22 protein-coding genes are annotated in these 22,105 nt (G+C 72.4%); 15 read left to right on the top strand and 7 right to left on the bottom strand.

Annotated elements, in window-relative coordinates; genetic code table 11:
* Positions 1-87 precede the first annotated feature (87 nt).
* Positions 88-1,119: a septation protein SepH gene (gene sepH, locus AC07A6_RS00440; RefSeq protein WP_042804146.1), complete on the bottom strand. Its 1,032-nt coding sequence runs from the start codon at positions 1,117-1,119 to the stop codon at positions 88-90.
* A 532-nt stretch (positions 1,120-1,651) separates the two neighbouring features.
* Between sepH and AC07A6_RS00445 the strand changes: the two genes are divergently transcribed.
* Positions 1,652-2,473: a hypothetical protein gene (locus AC07A6_RS00445; RefSeq protein ID WP_478775438.1), complete on the top strand. Its 822-nt coding sequence runs from the start codon at positions 1,652-1,654 to the stop codon at positions 2,471-2,473.
* A gap of 7 nt (positions 2,474-2,480) precedes the next feature.
* On the opposite strand, the gene AC07A6_RS00450 is transcribed toward AC07A6_RS00445, so the two are convergent.
* Both AC07A6_RS00450 and AC07A6_RS00455 read right to left on the bottom strand, forming a co-directional pair.
* Positions 2,481-3,815 (bottom strand): D-arabinono-1,4-lactone oxidase, encoded by a 1,335-nt coding sequence (locus AC07A6_RS00450; RefSeq protein WP_386272410.1) that lies wholly within the window; start codon positions 3,813-3,815, stop codon positions 2,481-2,483.
* A complete protein-coding gene (locus tag AC07A6_RS00455) occupies positions 3,760-5,022 on the bottom strand; it encodes an MFS transporter (protein WP_362474506.1) in 1,263 nt (420 codons plus the stop codon). Before AC07A6_RS00455 ends, AC07A6_RS00450 begins: the two co-directional genes overlap by 56 nt.
* A 168-nt stretch (positions 5,023-5,190) precedes the next feature.
* On the opposite strand from AC07A6_RS00455, the gene AC07A6_RS00460 reads away from it, so the two are divergent.
* A complete protein-coding gene (locus AC07A6_RS00460) occupies positions 5,191-6,357 on the top strand; it encodes a ferrochelatase (protein ID WP_386272409.1) in 1,167 nt (388 codons plus the stop codon).
* Positions 6,358-6,365: 8 nt separating this feature from the next.
* On the top strand, positions 6,366-7,169 hold the full coding sequence (locus tag AC07A6_RS00465) for an inositol monophosphatase family protein (RefSeq protein WP_478775439.1): 804 nt from the start codon (positions 6,366-6,368) through the stop codon (positions 7,167-7,169).
* Between the two features lie 99 nt (positions 7,170-7,268).
* Here the strand turns inward: AC07A6_RS00465 and AC07A6_RS00470 are convergent, their stop codons facing one another.
* Positions 7,269-7,436, bottom strand: coding sequence for a hypothetical protein (locus AC07A6_RS00470; protein WP_266842923.1), 168 nt, complete (start codon positions 7,434-7,436; stop codon positions 7,269-7,271).
* 284 nt (positions 7,437-7,720) lie between these two features.
* Between AC07A6_RS00470 and AC07A6_RS00475 the strand changes: the two genes are divergently transcribed.
* The 4 genes from AC07A6_RS00475 to AC07A6_RS00490 all read left to right on the top strand — a co-directional run bounded on the left by AC07A6_RS00475 (position 7,721) and on the right by AC07A6_RS00490 (position 11,248).
* Positions 7,721-8,374 carry a response regulator transcription factor gene (locus AC07A6_RS00475; protein ID WP_007267046.1) on the top strand — a complete coding sequence of 218 codons (654 nt, stop codon included), beginning with the start codon at positions 7,721-7,723 and terminating at the stop codon, positions 8,372-8,374.
* A 4-nt stretch (positions 8,375-8,378) separates the two neighbouring features.
* A complete protein-coding gene (locus AC07A6_RS00480; RefSeq protein ID WP_362473791.1) occupies positions 8,379-9,626 on the top strand; it encodes a sensor histidine kinase in 1,248 nt (415 codons plus the stop codon).
* 384 nt (positions 9,627-10,010) lie between these two features.
* Entirely contained in the window at positions 10,011-10,307 is a 297-nt protein-coding gene (locus AC07A6_RS00485; protein WP_007267048.1) for a DUF4193 domain-containing protein, read from the top strand.
* Positions 10,308-10,315: 8 nt separating this feature from the next.
* Complete coding sequence (locus tag AC07A6_RS00490) at positions 10,316-11,248, top strand: hypothetical protein (RefSeq protein WP_478775440.1); 933 nt, start codon at positions 10,316-10,318, stop codon at positions 11,246-11,248.
* Between the two features lie 12 nt (positions 11,249-11,260).
* On the opposite strand, the gene AC07A6_RS00495 is transcribed toward AC07A6_RS00490, so the two are convergent.
* Positions 11,261-11,731, bottom strand: coding sequence for a DUF3093 domain-containing protein (locus AC07A6_RS00495; RefSeq protein ID WP_478775441.1), 471 nt, complete (start codon positions 11,729-11,731; stop codon positions 11,261-11,263).
* Positions 11,732-11,789: 58 nt separating this feature from the next.
* On the opposite strand from AC07A6_RS00495, the gene AC07A6_RS00500 reads away from it, so the two are divergent.
* The 7 genes from AC07A6_RS00500 to AC07A6_RS00530 all read left to right on the top strand — a co-directional run bounded on the left by AC07A6_RS00500 (position 11,790) and on the right by AC07A6_RS00530 (position 18,442).
* The gene (locus AC07A6_RS00500) at positions 11,790-12,374 is read left to right on the top strand and encodes a PaaI family thioesterase (RefSeq protein WP_125594768.1); all 585 of its coding nucleotides are present in this window, start codon (positions 11,790-11,792) and stop codon (positions 12,372-12,374) included.
* On the top strand, positions 12,374-12,913 hold the full coding sequence (dut, locus tag AC07A6_RS00505) for a dUTP diphosphatase (protein WP_125816974.1): 540 nt from the start codon (positions 12,374-12,376) through the stop codon (positions 12,911-12,913). The genes AC07A6_RS00500 and dut overlap by 1 nt, the downstream gene beginning before the upstream one ends.
* A gap of 1 nt (position 12,914) precedes the next feature.
* Positions 12,915-13,691 (top strand): DUF3710 domain-containing protein, encoded by a 777-nt coding sequence (locus tag AC07A6_RS00510; protein ID WP_007267053.1) that lies wholly within the window; start codon positions 12,915-12,917, stop codon positions 13,689-13,691.
* Positions 13,692-13,864: 173 nt separating this feature from the next.
* Positions 13,865-16,486 carry a DUF4118 domain-containing protein gene (locus AC07A6_RS00515; protein ID WP_478775442.1) on the top strand — a complete coding sequence of 874 codons (2,622 nt, stop codon included), beginning with the start codon at positions 13,865-13,867 and terminating at the stop codon, positions 16,484-16,486.
* The gene (locus AC07A6_RS00520) at positions 16,483-17,169 is read left to right on the top strand and encodes a response regulator (protein WP_362473809.1); all 687 of its coding nucleotides are present in this window, start codon (positions 16,483-16,485) and stop codon (positions 17,167-17,169) included. Before AC07A6_RS00515 ends, AC07A6_RS00520 begins: the two co-directional genes overlap by 4 nt.
* A gap of 43 nt (positions 17,170-17,212) precedes the next feature.
* Positions 17,213-17,632 (top strand): OB-fold nucleic acid binding domain-containing protein, encoded by a 420-nt coding sequence (locus AC07A6_RS00525; RefSeq protein WP_125816976.1) that lies wholly within the window; start codon positions 17,213-17,215, stop codon positions 17,630-17,632.
* A gap of 3 nt (positions 17,633-17,635) precedes the next feature.
* Positions 17,636-18,442 carry a DUF3159 domain-containing protein gene (locus AC07A6_RS00530; protein ID WP_478775443.1) on the top strand — a complete coding sequence of 269 codons (807 nt, stop codon included), beginning with the start codon at positions 17,636-17,638 and terminating at the stop codon, positions 18,440-18,442.
* 60 nt (positions 18,443-18,502) lie between these two features.
* Here the strand turns inward: AC07A6_RS00530 and AC07A6_RS00535 are convergent, their stop codons facing one another.
* The gene (locus AC07A6_RS00535; RefSeq protein WP_007267059.1) at positions 18,503-19,165 is read right to left on the bottom strand and encodes a potassium channel family protein; all 663 of its coding nucleotides are present in this window, start codon (positions 19,163-19,165) and stop codon (positions 18,503-18,505) included.
* The gene (locus AC07A6_RS00540; protein WP_358891940.1) at positions 19,162-19,830 is read right to left on the bottom strand and encodes a potassium channel family protein; all 669 of its coding nucleotides are present in this window, start codon (positions 19,828-19,830) and stop codon (positions 19,162-19,164) included. The genes AC07A6_RS00535 and AC07A6_RS00540 overlap by 4 nt, the downstream gene beginning before the upstream one ends.
* Before the next feature lie 210 nt (positions 19,831-20,040).
* Between AC07A6_RS00540 and AC07A6_RS00545 the strand changes: the two genes are divergently transcribed.
* Positions 20,041-22,095: an APC family permease gene (locus AC07A6_RS00545; protein WP_478775444.1), complete on the top strand. Its 2,055-nt coding sequence runs from the start codon at positions 20,041-20,043 to the stop codon at positions 22,093-22,095.
* Positions 22,096-22,105 lie beyond the last annotated feature (10 nt).

The following is a 22,105-nucleotide window of genomic DNA, read 5'->3' on the forward strand; positions in this document are numbered from 1 at the left end:
GGGCAGTGACGACTGCAATGGCCACGCCCCCCCCCCCCCCCCCCCCCCCCCCCGCCCCCCCCCCCCCCCCCCCCCCCCCCCCGCGCGCTACTCCTGCTTCTTGCGCCGGGTCCCGAAGACGATCTCGTCCCAGCTGGGCACGGCCGCCCGGCGTCCCGGCCGGACCCCGTCGGCCTCGGCCTGCCGGTCGGTGGTCCCGGTCAGCCGCTCGCGGTGGCCCGCCACCGTTCGCGGCATCAGCACGTCCGCGTACGCCGCGCCGGCACCCGCCGACGCCGCCGCGGCCGGGGGCTCCTCGGACTCCTGCTCCTCGGCGGGAGCCTCCGTACGGTCCGGCACCACCAGGTCGCCCCGGAAGCTCGGGACCGCCTCCAGCAGGCTGGTCAGCGTGTCCCGCTCCTCCTCCGGCTCCGGCGGGGGCGGCGGGGCGGGCCGGCTGTCGGGCCGTTCGATCTGCCGGTCCAGGGCGCGGTCCAGCGGCCGGTCCCGGGGCAGCCGGGCGATCCGGGGAACGAACGGGAAGCTCGGCTCCGGGGTGGACGGCAGGTCGTCGGCCTCGCCGATCAGGGAGCGGGCCTCGTCGTCCACGGCGACGACCAGCCGGCGCGGCGGGTCGTACGACCAGCTCGCCGAGTGCGGTTCGCCCGCCACCCGGTAGACCAGCAGCACCTCCCAGGTGCCGTCGTCGCGGCGCCAGGAGTCCCACAGCACGGAGTCCTTGTCGGCCCCGCGCAGCGTGAGGCGCTCCTGCACGGCCTCGCCGAGCTGCGGTCCGGTGTTCTCGCCGGGGCGGCGCACGGGGGTCTTGCGGGCCCGCTCGGCCATGAAGGCGCGCTCGGCCAGCACCGGGCCCTCGAAGCGGCGTACCCGGTCGACCGGGATGCCGGCGAGCTGGGCGACCTCCTCAGCGGAGGCACCGGCCCGTATGCGGGCCTGGATGTCGCGGGGGCGGAGGTGGCTCTCCACCTCGATCTCGATCTGGTTCAGGCGCGCGCGGTCATTGCGCACGGCAGCCCGCAGCCGCTCGTCGATCGGAAGCGTGTACTCCGTGCTGTCCGCAGCCTTGAGCACCAGTCGTGTTCCGTCATTCGAGACGGCCACGACACGCAGTTCGGGCATGGGGACCTCCCGGGTGGTGCCTGCCGACGTCACGTGCGTCGCTGCTTCCGCTAGTCGAGTGTGGCCTGCCCGGGTGCAGCCTGCCACAACCTTGCCGAGTTAAACCGGCGTGTCGGGCATGCGCCCTTGATCGACGTTATGGCACGGTTACCTGTTGGGCACGCACAGTGACCAAGTGGTTACTGTGCGCAGCAGGAACCCGTGCGATACCGCGGCATCACCGGTCTTGAGTGCCGCTTCTCCATCAGCCGGCCCCCTCTCCCGGGTCCGGACATCCGGAAGGAAGGACGGTCCCAGGGCTCGCCACAGTACTCCATTCGGGCCACCCGGGTGGACCGCCGCGCCGCCGAACTTGTCCCCGGCGGCGGGAGTTGGCCTGCCCGGAATCGGGTCGGCATCCCGGTCCACCTGCGGACGCGGCCGTTTCGGGGTGTCCTGCTTCACAGAATCCGCAGAAACGGAACTTTCCATTTCGCTCAGCGGTCAGTAACTGCTGGAAGAGGAGAGGCGCGAGAGGCGGGACACACAGGGGATGGCGATGGGTCAGAAGGCGGCGGACACGGCGAACCCGGAGGAACAGGGGCGCAGGAAGCTCGACCTGAGCGTGACCCAGGTCGCGGGCAGCTCCCTCGCCACCGTCGCGGCCGCCCTGCTCGCCTCGAAGATGGGCGTCTACGGGACCATCCTCGGCGCGGGCGTGGTCAGCGTGGTCGCCACCGCCGGCGGGCCCGTCATCCAGCACCTGTTCCGCCGCACCGGCGACCAGCTCCGCGAGAGCGCCCGCCCCAGGGCCCGTCAGGTCCCGCCGCCCGACGGGGAGCAGGGCACCGCGGTCCCGGCCCCGGCGCCGGGGGAGTTCGGGGAGGCCACCGTGCACGGCACCCGCGTACGGGGCTGGAAGCGCACGGCGGTGGCCTCCGGGGCCGCCTTCGCCCTCGCCCTCGGCGGCCTCGGGACGTACGAGGCCTTCGCGGGCACCTCCGTCAGCAGCGACGGCCGCACCATCTGGTCGGGCGGCTCCCGCACCGCCCCCGACCACACGCCCGCCCCGCCGAAGCCGGACCGGGAGGGGGCCGGCGGGGGCGGCGGCACGGGCCGGCGGGGCGGACCCGGCGGCGGGCAGGACCGCGGCGGCACGCCGGGGACGGACGGGAAGACCCCCGGATCCGGGACCTCCCCGAGCCCCTCCCGCTCGCCCGGCGGCCAGGTCCCGTCCCCCGGCCCCACCCCCTCCGGGTCCGGGGGGCCGACGCCCGCCCCGACCCCCTCGCGGCAAATCCCCGGCCCCGACGGCCCGACCCCGGGCTCCGGCGGCGCGGGAGGCGGCCCCGAGCCCTCGCCCAGCGCCCCTTGAGCGGGGGTCAGTCCCCGAGGACCCGACGCAGGTAGTCGTTGCCGAACAGCCGGTCCGGGTCCAGCCGGTCCCGTACCGCGGTGAACTCGGCGAAGCGCGGGTAGACCGCGGCGAGCTGCTCCGCGTCCCGGCTGTGCACCTTGCCCCAGTGCGGCCGTCCCCCGTGGGCGGTGAAGATCCGCTCGGCCGCCGTGAAGTAGGCCTGGTACGGCGTGCCCCGGTACATGTGCACCGCGACGTACGCCGTCTCCCGCCCCGAGGCGGTGGACAGCGTGATGTCGTCCGCCGGAGCCGTGCGCACCTCCACCGGGAAGCTGATCCGCAGGCCGGAGCGGTCGACCATGGCCTTGAGCTCCCGCAGCGCCCCGACCGCCCGCTCGCGCGGAAGGGCGTACTCCATCTCCACGAACCGCACCCGGCGCGGACTGGTGAACACCTTGTAGGGGATGTCCGTGTAGGTGCGCGCCGACAGGGCGCGGCTGGCGACGCGGGCGATCGAGGGGATGGCCGCCGGGACGGCGCGGCCCAGGGAGTTGACGGCCTGGAAGAGGCCGTTGGAGAGCAGCTCGTCCTCGATCCAGGCGCTGACCGCGCCGGGCGGGGCGGCGGGGCCCTGGCTGCGGTTGTTGCGCTTGGTGTTGCAGTTGCCGGTGTGCGGGAACCAGTAGAACTCGAAGTGCTCGTTCTCCGCGACGTGCTGGTCGAACTCGGCGGTCACCCGGTCGAAGCGCATCGGCTCCTCACGGGCGGTCAGGAGGAAGAGCGGCTCCACCGCGAAGGTGATCGAGGTGACGACGCCCAGGGCGCCGATGCCGATCCGGGCGGCCGCGAAGACCTCGGGGTTCTCCTTCTCCGAGCAGGTCATCAGTCGGCCGTCCGCCGTGACCAGCTCCAGCGCGCGGATCTGGGCGGAGATGGAGGCCGAGTCGCGGCCGGTGCCGTGCGTGCCGGTGCCGGTGGCGCCGGAGACCGTCTGCTCCATGATGTCGCCCATGTTGGCGAGCGAGAGGCCCTGCCGGGCCAGGTCCCGGTTCAGGTCCTTGAGGGCGGTGCCCGCCGCCACGGTGACGGTGCCGGCCGTCCGGTCGACCGACAGGATCCCGCTGAGCGCCTGCGGCCGTACGAGCACCCCGTCGGTCGCGGCCGCCGCGGTGAAGGAGTGGCCGGTGCCGACCGCCTTCACCCGCAGCCCTTCCTCGGCGGCCCGGCGGACCGCCTCCTGGAGCTCCCCGACCGAGGCCGGAGTCACCACGCGCGCGGGCGTGGCGCGGACGTTGCCCGCCCAGTTACGCCACGTGCCCGGTGCGTTCTTCGCTGCTGCTGCTGTCCCCGACGTCGCCATCGCTGGCAGGCTCCTCCCCTTGCGCCGGCCTCGTCAGCCGGCGGTAACCCGCGAACGCCACCGCCGCCGCGGCCACTCCCGAGGAGATCGAGACCACGAACCCGCGCTGGGCCCCGGCCGCGTCGATGACCAGACCGGTCACCGAGGAGCCGGCCGCGACCCCGACCGCCAGGCCGGTGCTGATCCAGGTCATGCCCTCGGTGAGCTTCGCGCGTGGTACGTGCGCCTCGATCAGGGCCATCGTGGTGATCATCGTGGGAGCGATGGCGAGGCCCGAGACGAAGAGCGCCACGGCCAGAAACGGAAGGTTCCCGGCCAGTAGGAGGGGGATCATACTCACGGCCATCGCACATATGCCCAGTACCCAGCGGCGTTCGGCCTTGCCCTTCAGGTGCAGCAGGCCGAACACGATTCCGGCGATACAGGACCCCGCCGCCCAGATCGCCAGGATGAAGCTGGCGGACGACTTGCTGCCCTGCTCCTCGGCGAAGGCCAGAGTGGACACGTCGATGGATCCGAAGATCGCGCCGGTCGCCACGAAGGTGGCGGTCAGCACCTGGAGGCCGGGGGATCGCAGGGCCGAGGCGCGGTCGGCGTCGGGGCTGCGGGGGTGCGGGGCGGGCTCGGTGGAGCGCTGGGCGGTGAGCAGCCAGACCCCGACGAGCAGGCAGCCGGCCGCGATCACCGGTCCGGCCTCGGGGAACCATGTGGTGGACAGGCCGATGGCGAGGATCGGGCCGAAGATGAAGCACACCTCGTCGATCACGGACTCGAAGGAGTACGCGGTGTGCAGCTCGCGCGGGGAGTCGCGGTAGAGCTCGGTCCAGCGGGCGCGGACCATCGAGCCGACGCTCGGCACGCAGCCGGCGACGGCGGCGAAGACGAAGAGCGTCCAGTCGGGAAGGCCGTTGGCGGCGGCCAGTACCAGGCCGGTGACGGCCGCGGTGGAGATCAGGGTCGCGGGGCGCAGGACCCGCCGCTGCCCGTACTGGTCCACCAGGCGGGAGACCAGGGGGCCGATGAACGCGGCGGCGAGGGCCAGGGTGCCGGTGAGGGCGCTCGCCATCGCGTAGCGGCCGGTCATCTCCGAGATCATCGTGAGGATGCCGACGCCGACCATGGATATCGGCAGCCGGCCTATGAGGCCGGCGGCGCTGAACCCCTTGGTGCCGGGGGCCGCGAAGATCGCGCGGTAGGGACTGGGCAAGGTCGCTCCGTAAGGGACGTCAGAGGCCCATACAGGTTACGACTGCCGACAAGGCGCCCGCATGGGGAAAAATCAACGCTTCAACTTAGGGTCACCTTACCTACGCCGCGTCCGGGATGCGGACCGGCCGGTTCTCCCCGGCGGACCCCGAGTGGCAGGATTCGAGGCATGTCAGACCAGCTCCGTGCCCCCTCCGCGCCCGCGGCCGAAGGCCTCGCCGCCCCCTACGACGCCCTGCTGCTGCTGTCCTTCGGCGGCCCCGAGGGACCCGACGACGTCGTGCCGTTCCTGGAGAACGTCACGCGCGGCCGGGGCATCCCGCGCGAGCGGCTCAAGGAGGTCGGGCAGCACTACTTCGGCTTCGGCGGGGTCAGCCCGATCAACGCGCAGAACCGGGAGCTGCTGGACGCCCTGCGCAAGGACTTCGCCGAGCACGGGCTGGACCTGCCGGTCTACTGGGGCAACCGGAACTGGGCCCCGTACCTGACCGACGTGATGCGGGAGATGGTGCGTGACGGCCGCCGCCGCATCGCGGTCCTCGCCACCAGCGCGTACGCCTCGTACTCGGGCTGCCGCCAGTACCGCGAGAACCTCGCCGACGCCCTGGCCACCCTGGAGGAGGAGGGCCTGGAGCTGCCGCGCGTGGACAAGCTGCGGCACTACTTCAACCACCCCGGCTTCGTGCGGCCCATGACCGACGGGGTGCTGGCCTCGCTCGCGGCACTGCCCGCCGGGGTCCGGGACGGGGCCCGGCTGGCCTTCACCACCCACTCCATCCCCGACTCCGCGGCCGACACCTCCGGCCCGGTCGAGGACCACACCGAGGGCGGCGGGGGCGGGGCCTACGTCAAGCAGCACCTCGACGTGGCCCGCGTCATCGCCGACGCCGTCGCGGCGGAGACCGGCACCGCGCACCCCTGGCAGCTCGTCTACCAGTCCCGCAGCGGCGCCCCGCACATCCCGTGGCTGGAGCCGGACATCTGCGACCACCTGGAGGCCCTGCACGCCGACGGCGCGCCCGCCGTGGTCATGGTGCCGATCGGCTTCGTCTCCGACCACATGGAGGTCCTGTACGACCTCGACACCGAGGCGAAGGCGAAGGCGGCCGAGCTGGGCCTGCCCGCCGAGCGCTCCGCGACCGTCGGCGCCGACCCCCGCTTCGCCGCCGCGGTACGCGAACTCGTGCTGGAGCGCGCCGCCCGCGAGCGCGGGGAGCGGCCGCAGGAGTGCTGGGTGGGCACGCTGGGGCAGAGCCACGACCTGTGCGCGGTGGGCTGCTGCCCGGCCCGCGCGCCCCGGCCGGCCGCCGCCGGCACGGACAGCCCGTACGCATAGGGGGAAGCGTGATCCCGGAAGACCTGAAGGCCGAGCTGCTGGACGTGGCCCTGGAGGCCGCCCGGCGGGCCGGAGCGCTGCTGCGCGACGGCCGGCCGGCCGATCTGGCGGTGGCCGCGACCAAGAGCAGCCCGATCGACGTGGTGACCGAGATGGACATCGCCGCCGAGAAGCTGATCACCGGCATCCTCGCCGAGCGCCGGCCCGCGGACGGGCTGCTGGGCGAGGAGGGCGCGGACAGCCCCGGCACGAGCGGCGTCCGCTGGGTCGTCGACCCGCTGGACGGCACCGTGAACTACCTCTACGGGCTCCCGAGCTGGGGCGTGTCCATCGCGGCCGAGTACGGCGGCGAGACCGTGGCGGGCGTCGTGGCGGCGCCGATGCGCGGGGAGACGTACCACGCGGTGCTGGGCGGCGGGGCCTGGTCGGGCACCTCCCGGCTGGCCTGCCGGCCGGACGCGCCGCTGGACCGGGCGCTGATCGCCACCGGCTTCGGGTACCTCCAGGCGCGGCGGGCCCACCAGGCCGGGGTCGCCGCGCGGATCATCCCCGTGGTGCGCGACATCCGGCGCGGCGGCTCGGCGGCGCTCGACCTGTGCGACGTCGCCGCGGGGCGCCTCGACGGGTACTGGGAGCGCGGGCTGAACCCCTGGGACCTGGCGGCGGGCGAGCTGATCGCCCGCGAGGCGGGCGCCCTGACGGGCGGCCGGCCCTCGGAGCCGGCCTCGGGGGAGCTGGCGCTGGCGGCCACCCCGGCGGTCTTCGCACCGCTCCAGCAGCTGCTGGAGGAAGCCGGGGCCTGGCACGACTGACCGGGCGCGCCCCCGGGGCGGCGGACGGCACCGGGCCCCGGCCGCCTTTCGGCGGCCGGGGCCCGGTGGGTGCGCTGTGAGCTCGGAGATGTCTTCGGGTCAGGCGGCCGAAACCGCCACGCCGTGTTCCGCGGCGAGCCGCTGGAGGTCTTCCAGCTCGGCCTGTTCCACATCCGCGAGGTAGTCGTCGCCCGTCTCACGGGCCTTGCTGAGGTCCGACTGCGTGGCCTTGATGCGCTGCAGGAGACCCGCGGTGAATGCGTCCATGGTGGGTGCGCCCCCTCTGCGTGGGTCGACGGCGGAGAGCACGGGGCAGTCCGCCGCTTCAGGGTGTGGTTGGGGTGTGCTCCTCGTCCTCCCCGGCACCCTGGGCCCAGAAACCTCGTAAGGCGAGGGAATCCTCACTTCCACCGCGTCCACACGCCGCTTCCACGCCGTACGCACGCCCCCGGAGGCCCCCAGGGGCGCCTTACAGCCGGTTTACGGCCGAAACCGGCAGGATGGAGGCGCAATACACGTGTGCCCTGAAGGGCTCGAAGGAAGGAAACGACGTGCGCGTACTCGTCGTCGAGGACGAGCAGCTGCTCGCCGATGCGGTGGCCACGGGCCTGCGCCGGGAGGCCATGGCCGTGGACGTCGTGTACGACGGCGCCGCGGCGCTGGAGCGCGTCGGGGTGAACGACTACGACGTGGTCGTGCTCGACCGGGACCTTCCGCTGGTGCACGGCGACGACGTCTGCCGGAAGATCATCGAGCTGGGCATGCCCACGCGCGTGCTCATGCTCACCGCCTCCGGCGACGTCAGCGACCGCGTCGAGGGCCTGGAGCTCGGGGCCGACGACTACCTGCCCAAGCCCTTCGCCTTCACCGAGCTGACCGCCCGCGTGCGCGCCCTCGGGCGGCGCACCACCGTCGCGCTCCCGCCCGTGCTGGAGCGGGCCGGCATCAAGCTGGACCCGAACCGCCGCGAGGTGTTCCGGGAGGGCCGCGAGGTGCAGCTGGCGCCGAAGGAGTTCGCGGTGCTGGAGGTGCTCATGCGCAGCGAGGGGACCGTGGTCTCCGCCGAGCAGCTGCTGGAGAAGGCCTGGGACGAGAACACCGACCCGTTCACCAACGTGGTCCGGGTGACCGTCATGACCCTGCGCCGCAAGCTCGGGGAGCCGCCCGTCATCGTGACCGTGCCCGGCTCCGGCTACCGGATCTGATCCGGTGGCCTCGACCCCGGCGCCGCCCGCGGCGCCACCGAAACCGACCTGGGACCCCGGCGGCCAGCCAGAGGGTCCCTTCCCTTGGCTGCGGCCGACCATCCGGATAAGGCTCACGCTGCTGTACGGCGGCATGTTCCTGATCGCGGGGATCCTGCTGCTGTCGATCATCTACCTGCTGGCCGCCCAGGCCCTGAGGGAGGGCAACGCGCTCCCCTTCAAGATCGTCGGCGGCCAGAAGGTCGAGGTCTCCAGCACCACCTGCTCCGGCGTGGGCATCGACCAGTCGATCGACCAGTTCAACGCCGCGATCGCGCAGTGCATCCTCGACCAGCGCAAGCACGCCCTGGACGACCTGCTCAGCCGGTCGCTGATGGCCCTGCTGGGCCTCAGCGTCATCGCCTTCGCCTTCGGCTACGCGATGGCCGGCCGGGTGCTCTCGCCGCTGGGCAAGATCACCCGTACCGCCCGCCGGGTGGTGGGCTCCGACCTGACCCGGCGGATCGAGCTGGACGGGCCGGACGACGAGCTGAAGGAGCTCGCCGACACCTTCGACGAGATGCTCGACCGCCTGGAGCGGGCCTTCACGGCCCAGCAGCGCTTCGTGGCCAACGCCTCGCACGAGCTGCGGACCCCCCTGGCGATCAACCGGACGCTGTTGGAGGTCCACCTCTCGGACCCCGGAGCGCCGGTGGAGCTCCAGCAGCTGGGCAAGACGCTGCTGGCCACCAACGAGCGCAGCGAGCAGCTGGTCGAGGGACTGCTGCTGCTGGCCCGCAGCGAGAACCAGATCGTCGAGCGCAAACCGGTCGACCTCGCCGAGGTCGCCTCCCGCGCCATCGACCAGGCTCGCGGCGAGGCCCTCGCCAAGGGCGTGGAGATCCGCGGCGAGCGCGCGCTGGCCGTGATCCAGGGCAACGGCGTCCTGCTGGAGCGGATCGCCCTCAACCTGGTGCAGAACGCCGTCCGGTACAACGTGCCGGAGGGCGGCTGGGTGGAGGTCACGACGGAGGCGCAGCACGGCCAGGCGGTGCTCGTCGTCTCGAACACGGGTCCCGTGGTTCCCGCGTACGAGGTGGACAGCCTCTTCGAGCCCTTCAGACGGCTGCGTACCGAGCGAACGGGCAGCGACAAGGGTGTGGGGCTCGGCCTGTCGATCGCGCGCTCCGTGGCGCGCGCACACGGCGGCCGCATCCTCGCGACGCCCCGCGAGGGCGGTGGCCTCGTGATGCGTGTCACGTTGCCCCTTTGATCCGCCCGGGTCCTGTTCGCCGTCAGCGGAACGCGGCGGCGGCCGCGGAGGGCCCCACCTGTGTGATCGATCACAGTGCCGAGTGTCGGGTCATGCGCGTTCTGTGACCCCAAGGTGGCCGGAAAGCCCGGGAAGTCCGGGTTTCCGGCCCCCCGGATGGCGGGAAATACACGGGGTGGCGTTCGTGCATGACGGCCCCCCGACCGTGTACGGTCCCGCTCGACATCCCGGCCACGGAGTCCTTCGGGTACGCGGCTGGGTGTCGATTGAGTAACAGACCTTGATGTGAGGCAAAATCTCCGCCTCAGGTCGGGCACAAGTCCGGCCTCTCGCGCGTTACGTGCGCTGAGACACCGCTAAATCCCAGAGGGGGAGAGCGAAAAAATGGCAACGGACTACGACACCCCACGCAAGACCGACGACGACGTCGACAACGACAGCATCGAAGAGCTCAAGGCACGGCGCAGTGACAAGGTCACGTCCAGCGTCGACATCGAGGACTTCGACGGCGCCGAGAGCCTGGAGCTCCCGGGTGCCGACCTCTCCAACGAGGAGCTGGCCGTCCGGGTGCTGCCCAAGCAGGCCGACGAGTTCACCTGCATGAGCTGCTTCCTGGTGCACCACCGCAGCCAGCTGGCGCGCGAGAAGAACGGCCAGCCGATCTGCCGCGACTGCGACTGAGGACGGCCGTGACCGGCTCGACGCCCTTTCGGAAGCGACGCTTCCGGAAATCTGCCGATCCGGAGGCGCAGGTTCGCGCGGTGACCACGGGCCCGGAAACGGGCCCCGCGGACGCCGGCGGCCAGGCCTTCGGGGCGACTGTGGTGCCGTCCGACACCGCCGCGGCGGTGCCGTCGGCCGCAGTGGCGGACGAGGAGTCCCGGGGCAGGCCCGGGACGCGTCGGATGCAAGCCGTCAAGAACGGTGTGCGCAAGGGCGGCGAAAGCGCGAAGGCCGCCGCCCTGTACATCACCGACCTGATCATCGAGAACGCCCCGCGCGTTCCGGTGCGGGACCTCGCGACCCTGCGGGCGCAGTTCCCGGACCTCGGTCCCGACCAGCTGGCCGACAAGCTGATAGCCGGGGCCGCCAACGGCACCTCGACCGTGGGCGCCGGCATCGGCGCCGCGGCCATGCTGCCGGTCCCGCCCGCGATGCCGGCGGAGCTGGCCGCGGAGATCACCGGGGTCGCCGCGATCGAGCTGAAGCTCATCGCCGAGCTGCACGAGGTCTACGGGCAGCGCCCGCCGGGCGGCCTGAAGGACCGCAGCCTCGCCTACCTGACCTCCTGGACCCAGGAGCGCGGTATCGACCTGACCAAACCGACCACGCTGAACGCGGCGCTCGGCGGGCAGATGAAGCGCGAACTGCGCCAGCAGATCATGAAGCGGATGTTCCGCAACCTGCCGAACCTCATGCCGTTCATGGTCGGCGCCGCCGTCGGAGCCGTCATGAACCGCCGCGACACCAGGAAACTCGCCGAGAAGGTCCGTGGGGACCTGCGCGGCCGCGCCGTGCCCTGGGACGCCCTCACCGCCCTGCCGCCCCTGGAGCGCCCCTCCGGGCCCCTTCCCGAGGCCACCAGGGCCGCGCTTGAGGGGCGCCGCCCGGACGGGGGCTGAGCCCCCGCCGGATCAGACCTGCGCAGCGGCGGCCTTCGCCGCGCGGACGGCCGCCGCTAGGGCCTGCGGCTCGCGCGTGGAGACGTACACGTACGGGGTCGGGTCCGCCGGGTCGGTGACCTCGATCCGGACCGCCGTCGGGACGTAGCTGCGCATCAGCATGAAGGCGCGGGTGTCGGCCTTGTACGTGCGCCAGGCGCGCGCCTCCTCCGCCTCCAGCACCTCCGGTTCGCCCAGGGCCGCCACCGGGATCCGGGCGTCGCCGGCCGCGAGCGCGCCGTTCACCACGCGCACGCGCGCGGAGCCGTACGAACTCACCAGCATCCCCGTCAGCGCGGCGCCGCCGACCAGCCCCGCCAGCAGCGGCAGGGTGCCGAGCGGCAGCAGCATCAGCGCGCACGCCAGACCGGTCAGGGCCGCTATGCCCCACCAGGAGCGGGGCGCGGAGAGTCGTTCGTCGTGGTGCGCGGGGGAGGGCTGCATGGGACCTAGCCTCCCACGGGGCGACCGGCGGGTAGCCGCGCGGGTAAGGTCAGCGCCTGTGAGTGGACGAAACACGGCGTTGACGCCCCCGGCAGATGCCTCCGCACCGGTCCGGCACCCCGATGCCCCCGCGCCCGGGGAGCTCCTCGGCGCGCACTACGAACACTGTTTCGGGTGCGGCGGGGGCCAGCCGCACGGGCTCCATCTGGAGGCTCGCGCGGGCGAGGGCGTACGCGTCACGGCCGAGTTCACCGTCAAGCCCGCCCACCAGGGCGCACCCGGTCTCGCGCACGGCGGCGTCCTGGCCACCGCGCTCGACGAGACGCTGGGCTCCCTGAACTGGCTGCTGCGCGTCATCGCGGTGACCGGCCGGCTGGAGACCGACTTCGTGCGGCCCGTGCCCGTGGACACCGTGCTGTACCTGGAGGCCGAGGTCACCGCCGTCGCCGGCCGGAAGATCTACTCCACCGCCGTGGGCCGGATAGGCGGCCCGGACGGCCCCGTCGCCGTCCGCGCGGACGCGCTCTTCATCGAGGTGAAGGTCGACCACTTCATCGACAACGGTCGGCCCGAGGAGATCCGGGCGGCGATGTCCGACCCGGACCAGGTCAGGCGCGCACGCGCCTTCGAGGTGAACCCCTGATGTCCCAGAACACCCATGCGCCCGTCGACGTGCTGATCCGCCGCGTCGACCCCGAGGTGCCCATCCCGGCCTACGGCCACCCCGGCGACGCCGGCTGCGACCTGGTGACCACGGTGGCCGCCGAGCTGGAGCCCGGGGAGCGGGCCGTGCTGCCCACCGGCGTCTCCATCGCGCTGCCCGACGGGTACGCGGCCTTCGTGCACCCGCGCTCGGGCCTGGCGGCCCGCTGCGGGCTCGCGCTCGTGAATGCCCCGGGGACGGTGGATGCCGGGTACCGTGGGGAGATCAAGGTGATCGTGGTCAATCTCGACCCGCGCGAGAGCGTCCGGTTCGAGCGATTCGACCGCATTGCCCAGCTGGTTGTCCAGCGGGTCGAGAAGGTGCGCTTCCACGAGGTGGCGGAGCTTCCCGGCTCGGCCCGGGCCGACGGGGGGTTCGGCTCCACCGGCGGCCATGCGGCCGTGGCCGGATCCGGGGCTGGTCAGCAGCAGGGTGGGAATGGCTACGCTTCGGTCGTATCCGACCGGGAAGGACAGTGACGTGTTCGGACGTCGCAAGAAGAACGACTCCGCCCATGACGGCGGCGCGGCCGAGCAGGTCGTGAACGGCGTGGCTGCCGACGAGCAGGCCGGCGACGACTCCGCCGCGCCCCGCAGGCTCAACCTGCCCCCCGCCCCGCGGCCCGACGGCCCGTGGGACGTCTCCGAGGTGCTCGGCAACCCGGCCGACGGCCGGGTCGACCTGGGCGGCATCCTCGTGCCCGGCGTCGAGGGCATGGAGCTGCGCGTCGAGGTCGCGGGTGACGCGATCGTGGCCGCCACGGTCGTCCTGAACGACAGCGCCGTGCAGCTGCAGGCCTTCGCCGCCCCCAAGAAGGAGGGCATCTGGGGCGAGGTCCGCGACGAGATCGCCTCGGGCATCACCCAGCAGGGCGGCATCATCGACGAGGTCGACGGCCCGCTGGGCTGGGAGCTGCGCGCGCAGGTCCCCGTCCCGCTGCCCGACGGCCAGACCGGCGCCCAGCTGGTGCGCTTCGTCGGCGTCGACGGCCCGCGCTGGTTCCTGCGCGGCGTCATCTCCGGCCAGGGCGCGGTGCGCCCCGAGTCGGCCGGCGTGCTGGAGCAGATCTTCCGGGAGACCGTCGTCGTGCGCGGCGACGGCCCGATGGCCCCGCGCGACCCGATCGTCCTGAAGCTGCCGAACGACGCCCAGATGGTGCCGGACGGCGTGCAGACGGCCGAGGAGCAGGAGGGCTCGCGCTTCTCCGGCGGCATGGGCCAGCTGGAGCGCGGCCCGGAGATCACCGAGGTCCGCTGACCCGGACCCCGCGAAGGGTTCTCACCGGCCCGCGGGCCCCGTCCCCCCTGGGGGAGGGCCCGCGGGCCTTCGCGCGCCCGGGCACTCCTGCGCGTGCGTCAGGAATGCGTCAGGATGTCCGGACGACACCCTTTCGGTGCGTGAACAGCGGGAACGTCCCCGAGAATGAGCGCATGGGACGCGGAAGGCTAAGGATCCATCTCGGCGCGGCACCCGGAGTGGGCAAGACGTACGCCATGCTCTCGGAGGGCCACCGCCGGGTGGAACGGGGCACCGACTGCGTCGTCGGCTTCGTCGAGCACCACGGGCGGCCGCGCACCGAGGTGATGCTGCACGGCCTCGAACAGGTGCCCAGGCGGGAGCTCTCCCACCGCGGGGCCGGCTTCACCGAGATGGACGTGGACGCGCTGCTCGCCCGGCGCCCCGCCGTGGCCCTGGTGGACGAGCTCGCGCACACGAACGTCCCCGGCTCGCGCAACGCGAAGCGCTGGCAGGACGTGGAGGAGCTGCTGCGCGCCGGGATCGACGTGGTGACCACCGTCAACATCCAGCACCTGGAGTCCCTCGGGGACGTGGTGGAGAAGATCACCGGGGTGCGGCAGCGCGAGACCGTGCCGGACGAGGTGGTGCGGCGGGCCGACCAGATAGAGCTGGTCGACATGTCCCCGCAGGCGCTGCGCAGGCGCATGGCGCACGGCAACATCTACCAGCCGGACAAGGTGGACGCGGCCCTGTCCAACTACTTCCGGCCGGGCAACCTGACCGCGCTGCGCGAGCTCGCGCTGCTGTGGGTCGCCGACCGGGCCGACGAGTACCTCCAGCAGTACCGGGGCGACCACGGCATCCGCTCGGCCTGGCAGGCCCGTGAGCGGATCGTGGTGGGCCTCACCGGCGGCCCCGAGGGCCGCACCCTCATCCGCAGGGCCGCCCGGATGGCGGCCAAGGGCTCCGGCAGCGAGGTCCTCGCCGTCTACATCGCCCGCAGCGACGGGCTGACCTCGGCCTCGCCCAAGGAGCTCGCGGTGCAGCGGACCCTGGTCGAGGACCTTGGCGGAACGTTTCACCATGTGATCGGCGACAACGTCCCCGAGTCCCTCCTCGCCTTCGCCCGCGGCGTCGACGCCACCCAGATCGTGCTCGGCTCCAGCCGCCGCAAGGCCTGGCAGTACGTGCTGGGGCCCGGGGTGGGCGCCACCGTCGCCCGCGACTCCGGGCCCGACCTCGACGTGCACATCGTCACCCACGAGGAGGTGGCCCGGGGTCGGGGGCTGCCCGTGGCCCGCTCGGCGGCCCGGCTCGGCCGGCCCCGGATCGTGGCGGGCTGGGTGGTCGGCGTCGTCTTCCCCGCGCTGCTGTGCACACTGCTGACCAACATCGACGCCGACCCCGGCCTCGCCAACGACATGCTGCTCTTCCTGGCGCTGACGGTCGCGGCCGCCCTGCTGGGCGGGCTCTGGCCGGCACTGGCCTCGGCGGCCTTCGGGTCGCTGCTGCTGAACTACTTCTTCGCGCCGCCGGTGCACCGGTTCACCATCTCCGACCCCAGGAACATCATGGCCATCGCCGTGTTCTTCGGGGTGGCCGTCTCGGTGGCCTCGGTGGTCGACCTCGCCGCCCGGCGCACCCACCAGGCCGCCCGGCTGCGGGCCGAGTCCGAGATCCTGTCCACCCTGGCCGGGAGCGTGCTGCGCGGCGAGACCGCCCTGGACGCGCTGCTGGAGCGGGTGCGGGAGACCTTCGCGATGGAGTCGGTGGCCCTGCTGGAACGGGACGGCGAGGTGGAGCCCTGGACCCCGGCAGGCAGCGTCGGGCCCCGCCCGGCCGCCCGGCCCGAGGACGCCGACGTCGACATGCCGATCGGCGACCACATGGCCCTGGCCCTGTCCGGGCGGGTGCTGCCCGCCGAGGACCGCCGCGTGCTCGGCGCCTTCGCCGCCCAGGCCGCCGTGGTGCTGGACCGGCAGCGGCTCGTGGGGGAGGCCGAGGAGGCGCGCCGGCTGGCCGAGGGCAACCGGATCCGGACCGCCCTGCTGGCCGCCGTCAGCCATGACCTGCGTACGCCCCTGGCCTCCATCAAGGCCTCCGTCAGCTCCCTGCGCTCCGACGACGTGGAGTGGTCCGAGGAGGACCGGGCCGAGCTGCTGGCCGGGATCGAGGAGGGCGCCGACCGGCTCGACCACCTGGTCGGCAACCTGCTGGACATGTCCCGGCTCCAGACCGGCACCGTGACCCCGCTGATCCGGGAGATCGACCTCGACGAGGTGGTCCCGATGGCGCTGGGCGGCGTACCGGAGGACAGCGTGCTGCTCGACGTGCCGGAGTCCCTGCCGATGGTGGCGGTGGACCCGGGGCTGCTGGAGCGGTCCGTGGCCAACGTGGTGGAGAACGCCGTCAAGTACAGCCCCGCCGGAGAGCGGGTCCTGGTCGCGGCCAGCTTCCTCGGAGACCGGGTCGAGGTGCGCGTGGTCGACCGCGGGCCCGGGGTCCCGGACGAGGCCAAGGACCGGATATTCGCCCCCTTCCAGCGGCACGGCGACGCCCCGCGCGGCGCCGGCGTGGGCCTGGGGCTCGCGGTGGCCAGGGGCTTCGCCGAGGCCATGGACGGCACGCTCGCCGCCGAGGACACTCCCGGGGGCGGGCTGACCATGGTGCTCACACTGAAGGCGGCGGCCCCCGGCGGCCCGCCGGACGCCGCCGCGACCGCCGGGACCGCCGCGACCGCCGCGACCGAACCGACCGAACCGAACGAAGCCGGGGACCTCCCCGCCGAACGACAGAAAGCAGGTCCCCGATGACCCGGGTGCTCGTGGTGGACGACGAGCCGCAGATCGTCCGAGCCCTCGTGATCAACCTCAAGGCGCGCAAGTACGAGGTCGACGCGGCCGCCGACGGGGCGGGCGCCCTGGAACTCGCGGCCGCCCGCCACCCCGACGTGGTCGTCCTCGACCTCGGCCTGCCCGACATGGACGGCGTCGAGGTCATCAGGGGCCTGCGTGGCTGGACGCGGGTGCCGATCCTGGTGCTCTCCGCCCGGCACAGCTCCGACGAGAAGGTCGAGGCCCTCGACGCGGGCGCCGACGACTACGTCACCAAGCCCTTCGGCATGGACGAGCTGCTGGCCCGGCTGCGCGCCGCCGTCCGCCGGGCCGAGCCGGCCGCCGGGAACGGCGAGGACGAGGTGGTCGTCTCCACCGAGGGCTTCACGGTGGACCTCGCGGCCAAGAAGGCGGTGCGCGAGGGGCACGACGTACGCCTCACCCCCACCGAGTGGCACCTGCTGGAGGTGCTCGTGCGCAACGGCGGGAAGCTGGTCAGCCAGAAGCAGCTGCTCCAGGAGGTCTGGGGGCCCTCCTACGGCACCGAGTCCAACTACCTGAGGGTCTACATGGCCCAGCTGCGCCGCAAGCTGGAGGCGGACCCCTCGCACCCCCGGCACTTCATCACCGAACCGGGCATGGGGTACCGCTTCGAGAAGTAGCGGGGGCTTCGAGAGGCGGCGGGGGCGCCGGTACGCTTCCGGTATGAGTGCTGAACCGCGTCCCGAGAAGCCCGCGAAACCGGCCAGGCCGGCGGGCCGGTTCCGCCGGATGATAGAGCGGCTGTCCACCTCCCAGGAGGAGCTGCATTCGGCGGAACTGCAGGAGGACGCAGAAGCCGCGGGGTGCACGCGGATCTGCGACTGCCACGACCGTCAGATAGTGAAGGTGACCGGCACGCTGCGCACCGTCACCCTCCGGCCGCGGGCGGGGGTCCCCGCCCTGGAGGCCGAGCTGTTCGACGGCTCCGCCGCGCTGGACGTGGTCTGGCTCGGGCGTCGCTCGATCGTGGGAATCGAACCCGGGCGGCGCATGATCGCTTCGGGCCGCATCTCGATGAGCCACGGCCGCCGGGTGCTCTTCAACCCGAAGTACGAACTCCGCCCACTCGGACAGGAGCACTGACCGGTGACGCCACTCGACAAGCCGACCACGCCGGACCCGGGCGCAGGCCCCGCTACGCCCGCCACGTCCGCCGCGACCGCCGACGACCAGAGCGCGGTCACGCAGGCGGCGCTCTTCGACGCCTTCGGCGGCGTCCGGGGCACCGTGGAGACGATGCTCCCCGGCCTGCTGTTCGTGATGATCTACACGATCAACAAGGACGTGAAGTCCTCCGCCATCGCCGCGGGCGGGGTCGCCGTACTGCTGGTGATCGTGCGGCTGCTGCGCAAGGACACCGTGAAGCACGCCTTCAGCGGGGTCTTCGGCGTGGGCCTGGGCGTGGCCTTCGCCCTGTTCACGGGCGACCCGAAGGGCTTCTACCTGCCCGGCATGATCTACGGGGTCTGTCTGGGCCTGGCCTTCACGCTCTCGGCGCTGGCGGGCTTCCCGCTGCTGGGCGTGATCCTCGGGCCGGTGTTCAAGGAGAACCTGTCCTGGCGCACGCGCAACCCGGGGCGCAAGAAGGCGTACGTGAAGGCCAGCCTCGCGTGGGGGCTGATCTTCCTCGCCAAGTACGCGATCATCTTCCCGCTGTACTGGTGGGGTGACGCGACGCAGCTCGGCTGGGTGCTGATCGCGCTGAAGCTCCCGCCGATGGTGCTGGCGGTGTACTTCACCTGGGTCTTCCTGGCGAAGGCGCCGCCGCCGATCGACGTGATCGCCGAGTACGAGGCCGAGGAGGCCGCGCACGAGGCCGCGAAGGCGGCGAAGGCGGCGGAGGCCGGGCAGTCGGCGCAGCCGGGGCAGTCCGGCCGCCACAAGCGGGTCTGAGACGCGAGAAGGGGCGGGGTGGCCATCAGGTCACCCCGCCCCTTCTCGCGCGCCGCGCCGCTAGTGACGTGCCTGGAGGAGGTCCTCCAGCTGCTCCTCGCGGGCCTGGGCGGCCACGAAGAGGAGCTCGTCGCCCGGCTCCAGGGTCTCCTCGCCGTGCGGGGTGAGCACCCGGTTGCCGCGGATGATCGTGACCAGGGAGGTGTCCTCCGGCCAGGAGATCTCGCTGATCTGGGTGCCCGCGACCGAGGAGTCGGCCGACAGGGTCAGCTCCACAAGGTTGGCGTCGCCGTGGCTGAAGCGCAGCAGGCGCACCAGGTCGCCGACGCTGACGGCCTCCTCGACCAGGGCCGACATCAGGCGCGGCGTGGACACCGCGACGTCGACGCCCCAGGACTCGTTGAAGAGCCACTCGTTCTTCGGGTTGTTCACGCGGGCCACCACGCGCGGCACCCCGTACTCGGTCTTCGCGAGCAGCGAGACGACCAGGTTCACCTTGTCGTCGCCCGTCGCGGCGATGACCACGTTGCAGCGCTGCAGCGCCGCCTCGTCGAGCGAGGTGATCTCGCAGGCGTCGGCCAGCAGCCACTCCGCCTGCGGCACCCGCTCCACCGAGATGGCGGTCGGCGCCTTGTCCACGAGGAGCACCTCGTGGCCGTTCTCCAGCAGCTCGCCCGCGATGGAGCGGCCCACGGCCCCGGCTCCGGCGATCGCGACCCTCATGCGTGTGCCTCCTCGGGGCCCTCGGCGAAGGCCGCCTCGACCTTGTCGATCTCGTCCGTGCGCATCATCACGTGGACGAGGTCGCCCTCCTGGAGGACGGTCTGCGAAGTCGGCAGCATCGCCTCGCCCAGGCGGGTGAGGAACGCGACACGGACGCCGGTCTCCTCCTGCAGTTTGCTGACCTTGTGACCGATCCAGGCCGCGGAGGTGTGCACCTCCGCGAGCTGCACGCCGCCGCTCGGGTCACGCCACAGCGGCTCCGCGCCCGAGGGGAGCAGCCGGCGCAGCATCTGGTCGGCGGTCCACCGCACTGTCGCGACGGTGGGGATCCCGAGGCGCTGGTACACCTCGGCGCGCTTGGGGTCGTAGATTCGTGCGGCGACGTTCTCCACGCCGAACATCTCGCGGGCCACGCGGGCCGCGATGATGTTGGAATTGTCACCACTGCTGACGGCGGCGAAAGCGCCCGCCTCCTCGATCCCGGCCTCCCGCAGCGTGTCCTGGTCGAAGCCGACACCGGTGACGCGGCGGCCGCCGAAGGAGGCCCCGAGCCGGCGGAATGCGGTGGGGTCCTGGTCGACCACGGCGACCGTATGCCCCTGCTGTTCCAGGGTCTGCGCGAGGGCGGAGCCCACCCTTCCGCAGCCCATAATGACGATGTGCACGGCCGTCCTTCCGGCTGACAGCTGCTCGCTGGTTTCCAGCCTCATTGCATGCTCTGGCTAATCAGGGTCTCAGACCATGGCCCAAGCTACACACGGGTGGTCACCAGTGTGGCCGTTTGGGGTCCGACAGGTGCTTCATTGGCGGCGCATTGGTGCGGATCGGGGGCAGGGGGTTCGTCAGCCACATTTCGAACGCTTACGATCCTCTGCGTGTCCAAACTGACCGACGTGCCCAAACGGATCCTGATCGGCCGGGCGCTGCGCAGCGACCGCCTCGGGGAAACGCTCCTCCCCAAGCGGATCGCCCTTCCTGTGTTCGCATCCGACCCGCTCTCCTCGGTGGCATATGCCCCGGGCGAGGTACTGCTGGTCCTGTCGATCGCGGGTGTGTCGGCGTACCACTTCAGCCCCTGGATCGCGGTCGCGGTCGTCGTGCTGATGTTCACCGTGGTCGCCTCCTACCGGCAGAACGTCCACGCGTACCCCAGCGGCGGCGGCGACTACGAGGTGGCCAACACCAACCTCGGACCCCAGGCCGGCCTCACCGTGGCGAGCGCCCTGCTCGTCGACTACGTCCTCACCGTCGCCGTCTCCATTTCCTCCGGCGTCGAGAATCTCGGCTCCGCCGTCGATTTCGTCATCGAGCACAAGGTGCTCTCGGCGATCGTCATGATTCTGCTGCTCACGCTGATGAATCTGCGCGGAGTGAAGGAATCCGGGAAGCTCTTCGCCATCCCGACGTACGTGTTCGTCGGCGCCGTGTTCGTGATGATCGCGTGGGGTGCCTGGCGCGGCATCGTGATGGGCGACACGATGGAAGCCCCGACCGCCAACCTGGAAATCAAGGCGGAGCACCAGGGGCTGGCCGGCTTCGCGCTGGTCTTCCTGCTGCTGCGCGCCTTCTCCTCCGGCTGTGCCGCCCTGACCGGTGTCGAGGCGATCAGCAACGGCGTACCCGCCTTCCGCAAGCCCAAGAGCAAGAACGCCGCCACCACCCTCGCCCTCATGGGCGGCCTCGCCGTGACCATGTTCTGCGGCATCATCGGCCTGGCCATGGCCACCGACGTGAAGATGGCCGAGGCGCCCGCCACCAACCTGCTGGAGAACGGCGTACCGGTCGGCGACGGCTTCGTCCAGCACCCGGTGATCTCCCAGGTCGCCGAGGCCGTCTTCGGCAGCGGCAGCTTCCTGTTCGTGCTGCTCGCCGCGGCCACCGCGCTCGTCCTCTTCCTGGCCGCGAACACCGCCTACAACGGCTTCCCGCTGCTCGGCTCGATCCTCGCCCAGGACCGCTACCTGCCGCGCCAGCTGCACACCCGCGGCGACCGCCTCGCCTTCTCCAACGGCATCGTGCTGCTCGCCGGCGCGGCCATACTGCTGGTGTGGATCTACGACGCCGACTCCACCAAGCTGATCCAGCTCTACATCGTCGGCGTGTTCGTCTCCTTCACGCTGAGCCAGATCGGCATGGTGCGGCACTGGAACCGCCACCTGAAGACCGAGCGCGACCAGTCCGCACGCCGCCGGATGATCCGCTCCCGGGCGATCAACACCTTCGGCGCCTTCTTCACCGGCATGGTGCTGGTCGTCGTCCTCGCCACCAAGTTCACCCACGGCGCCTGGGTCGCCCTGCTGGGCATGCTGATCTTCTACGGCACCATGACCGCGATCCGTAAGCACTACGACCGCGTCGCCGCCGAGATCGCCGCCGACGAGGGCCCCAGCGACGACAGCGTGCGCCCCTCCCGGGTCCACTCGATCGTCCTGGTCTCCAAGGTCCACAAGCCGACCCTGCGCGCCCTGGCCTTCGCCAAGCTGACCCGCTCGGACACCCTGGAGGCGCTCAGCATCAGCGTCGACCAGGCCGAGACCAAGGCGCTGCGGGCCGAGTGGGAGCGGCGCGGGATCAACGTCCCGCTGAAGATCCTCGACTCGCCCTACCGCGAGATCACCCGGCCGGTGGTCGAGTACGTGAAGGGGCTGCGCAGCGAGAACCCGCGCGACGCGGTCAGCGTCTACATCCCCGAGTACGTCGTCGGACGCTGGTACGAGCACCTCCTGCACAACCAGAGCGCGCTGCGCCTCAAGGGCCGGCTGCTGTTCACGCCCGGCGTGATGGTCACCTCGGTGCCCTACCAGCTGGAGTCCTCGGAGCTCGCCAAGCGGCGGGCGAAGAAGCGCCAGGAGTGGAACGCCCCGGGCGCGGTGCGCCGAGGCCCCGTCGACACGCCGAGGCCGCGCCAGAAGGACCCGGCGGGCAAGTAGCCGCGCAGCC

The organism is Streptomyces sp. NPDC044002, from assembly GCF_056434525.1.

Bases quoted from the DNA above. Each gene is read 5' to 3' on its own strand.
- sepH (WP_042804146.1), bottom strand. From the start codon at position 1,119: ATGCCCGAACTGCGTGTCGTGGCCGTCTCGAATGACGGAACACGACTG.
- AC07A6_RS00445 (WP_478775438.1), top strand. From the start codon at position 1,652: ATGGCGATGGGTCAGAAGGCGGCGGACACGGCGAACCCGGAGGAACAG.
- AC07A6_RS00450 (WP_386272410.1), bottom strand. From the start codon at position 3,815: ATGGCGACGTCGGGGACAGCAGCAGCAGCGAAGAACGCACCGGGCACG.
- AC07A6_RS00460 (WP_386272409.1), top strand. From the start codon at position 5,191: ATGTCAGACCAGCTCCGTGCCCCCTCCGCGCCCGCGGCCGAAGGCCTC.
- AC07A6_RS00470 (WP_266842923.1), bottom strand. From the start codon at position 7,436: ATGGACGCATTCACCGCGGGTCTCCTGCAGCGCATCAAGGCCACGCAG.
- AC07A6_RS00485 (WP_007267048.1), top strand. From the start codon at position 10,011: ATGGCAACGGACTACGACACCCCACGCAAGACCGACGACGACGTCGAC.
- AC07A6_RS00495 (WP_478775441.1), bottom strand. From the start codon at position 11,731: ATGCAGCCCTCCCCCGCGCACCACGACGAACGACTCTCCGCGCCCCGC.
- dut (WP_125816974.1), top strand. From the start codon at position 12,374: ATGTCCCAGAACACCCATGCGCCCGTCGACGTGCTGATCCGCCGCGTC.
- AC07A6_RS00515 (WP_478775442.1), top strand. From the start codon at position 13,865: ATGGGACGCGGAAGGCTAAGGATCCATCTCGGCGCGGCACCCGGAGTG.
- AC07A6_RS00520 (WP_362473809.1), top strand. From the start codon at position 16,483: ATGACCCGGGTGCTCGTGGTGGACGACGAGCCGCAGATCGTCCGAGCC.
- AC07A6_RS00525 (WP_125816976.1), top strand. From the start codon at position 17,213: ATGAGTGCTGAACCGCGTCCCGAGAAGCCCGCGAAACCGGCCAGGCCG.
- AC07A6_RS00535 (WP_007267059.1), bottom strand. From the start codon at position 19,165: ATGAGGGTCGCGATCGCCGGAGCCGGGGCCGTGGGCCGCTCCATCGCG.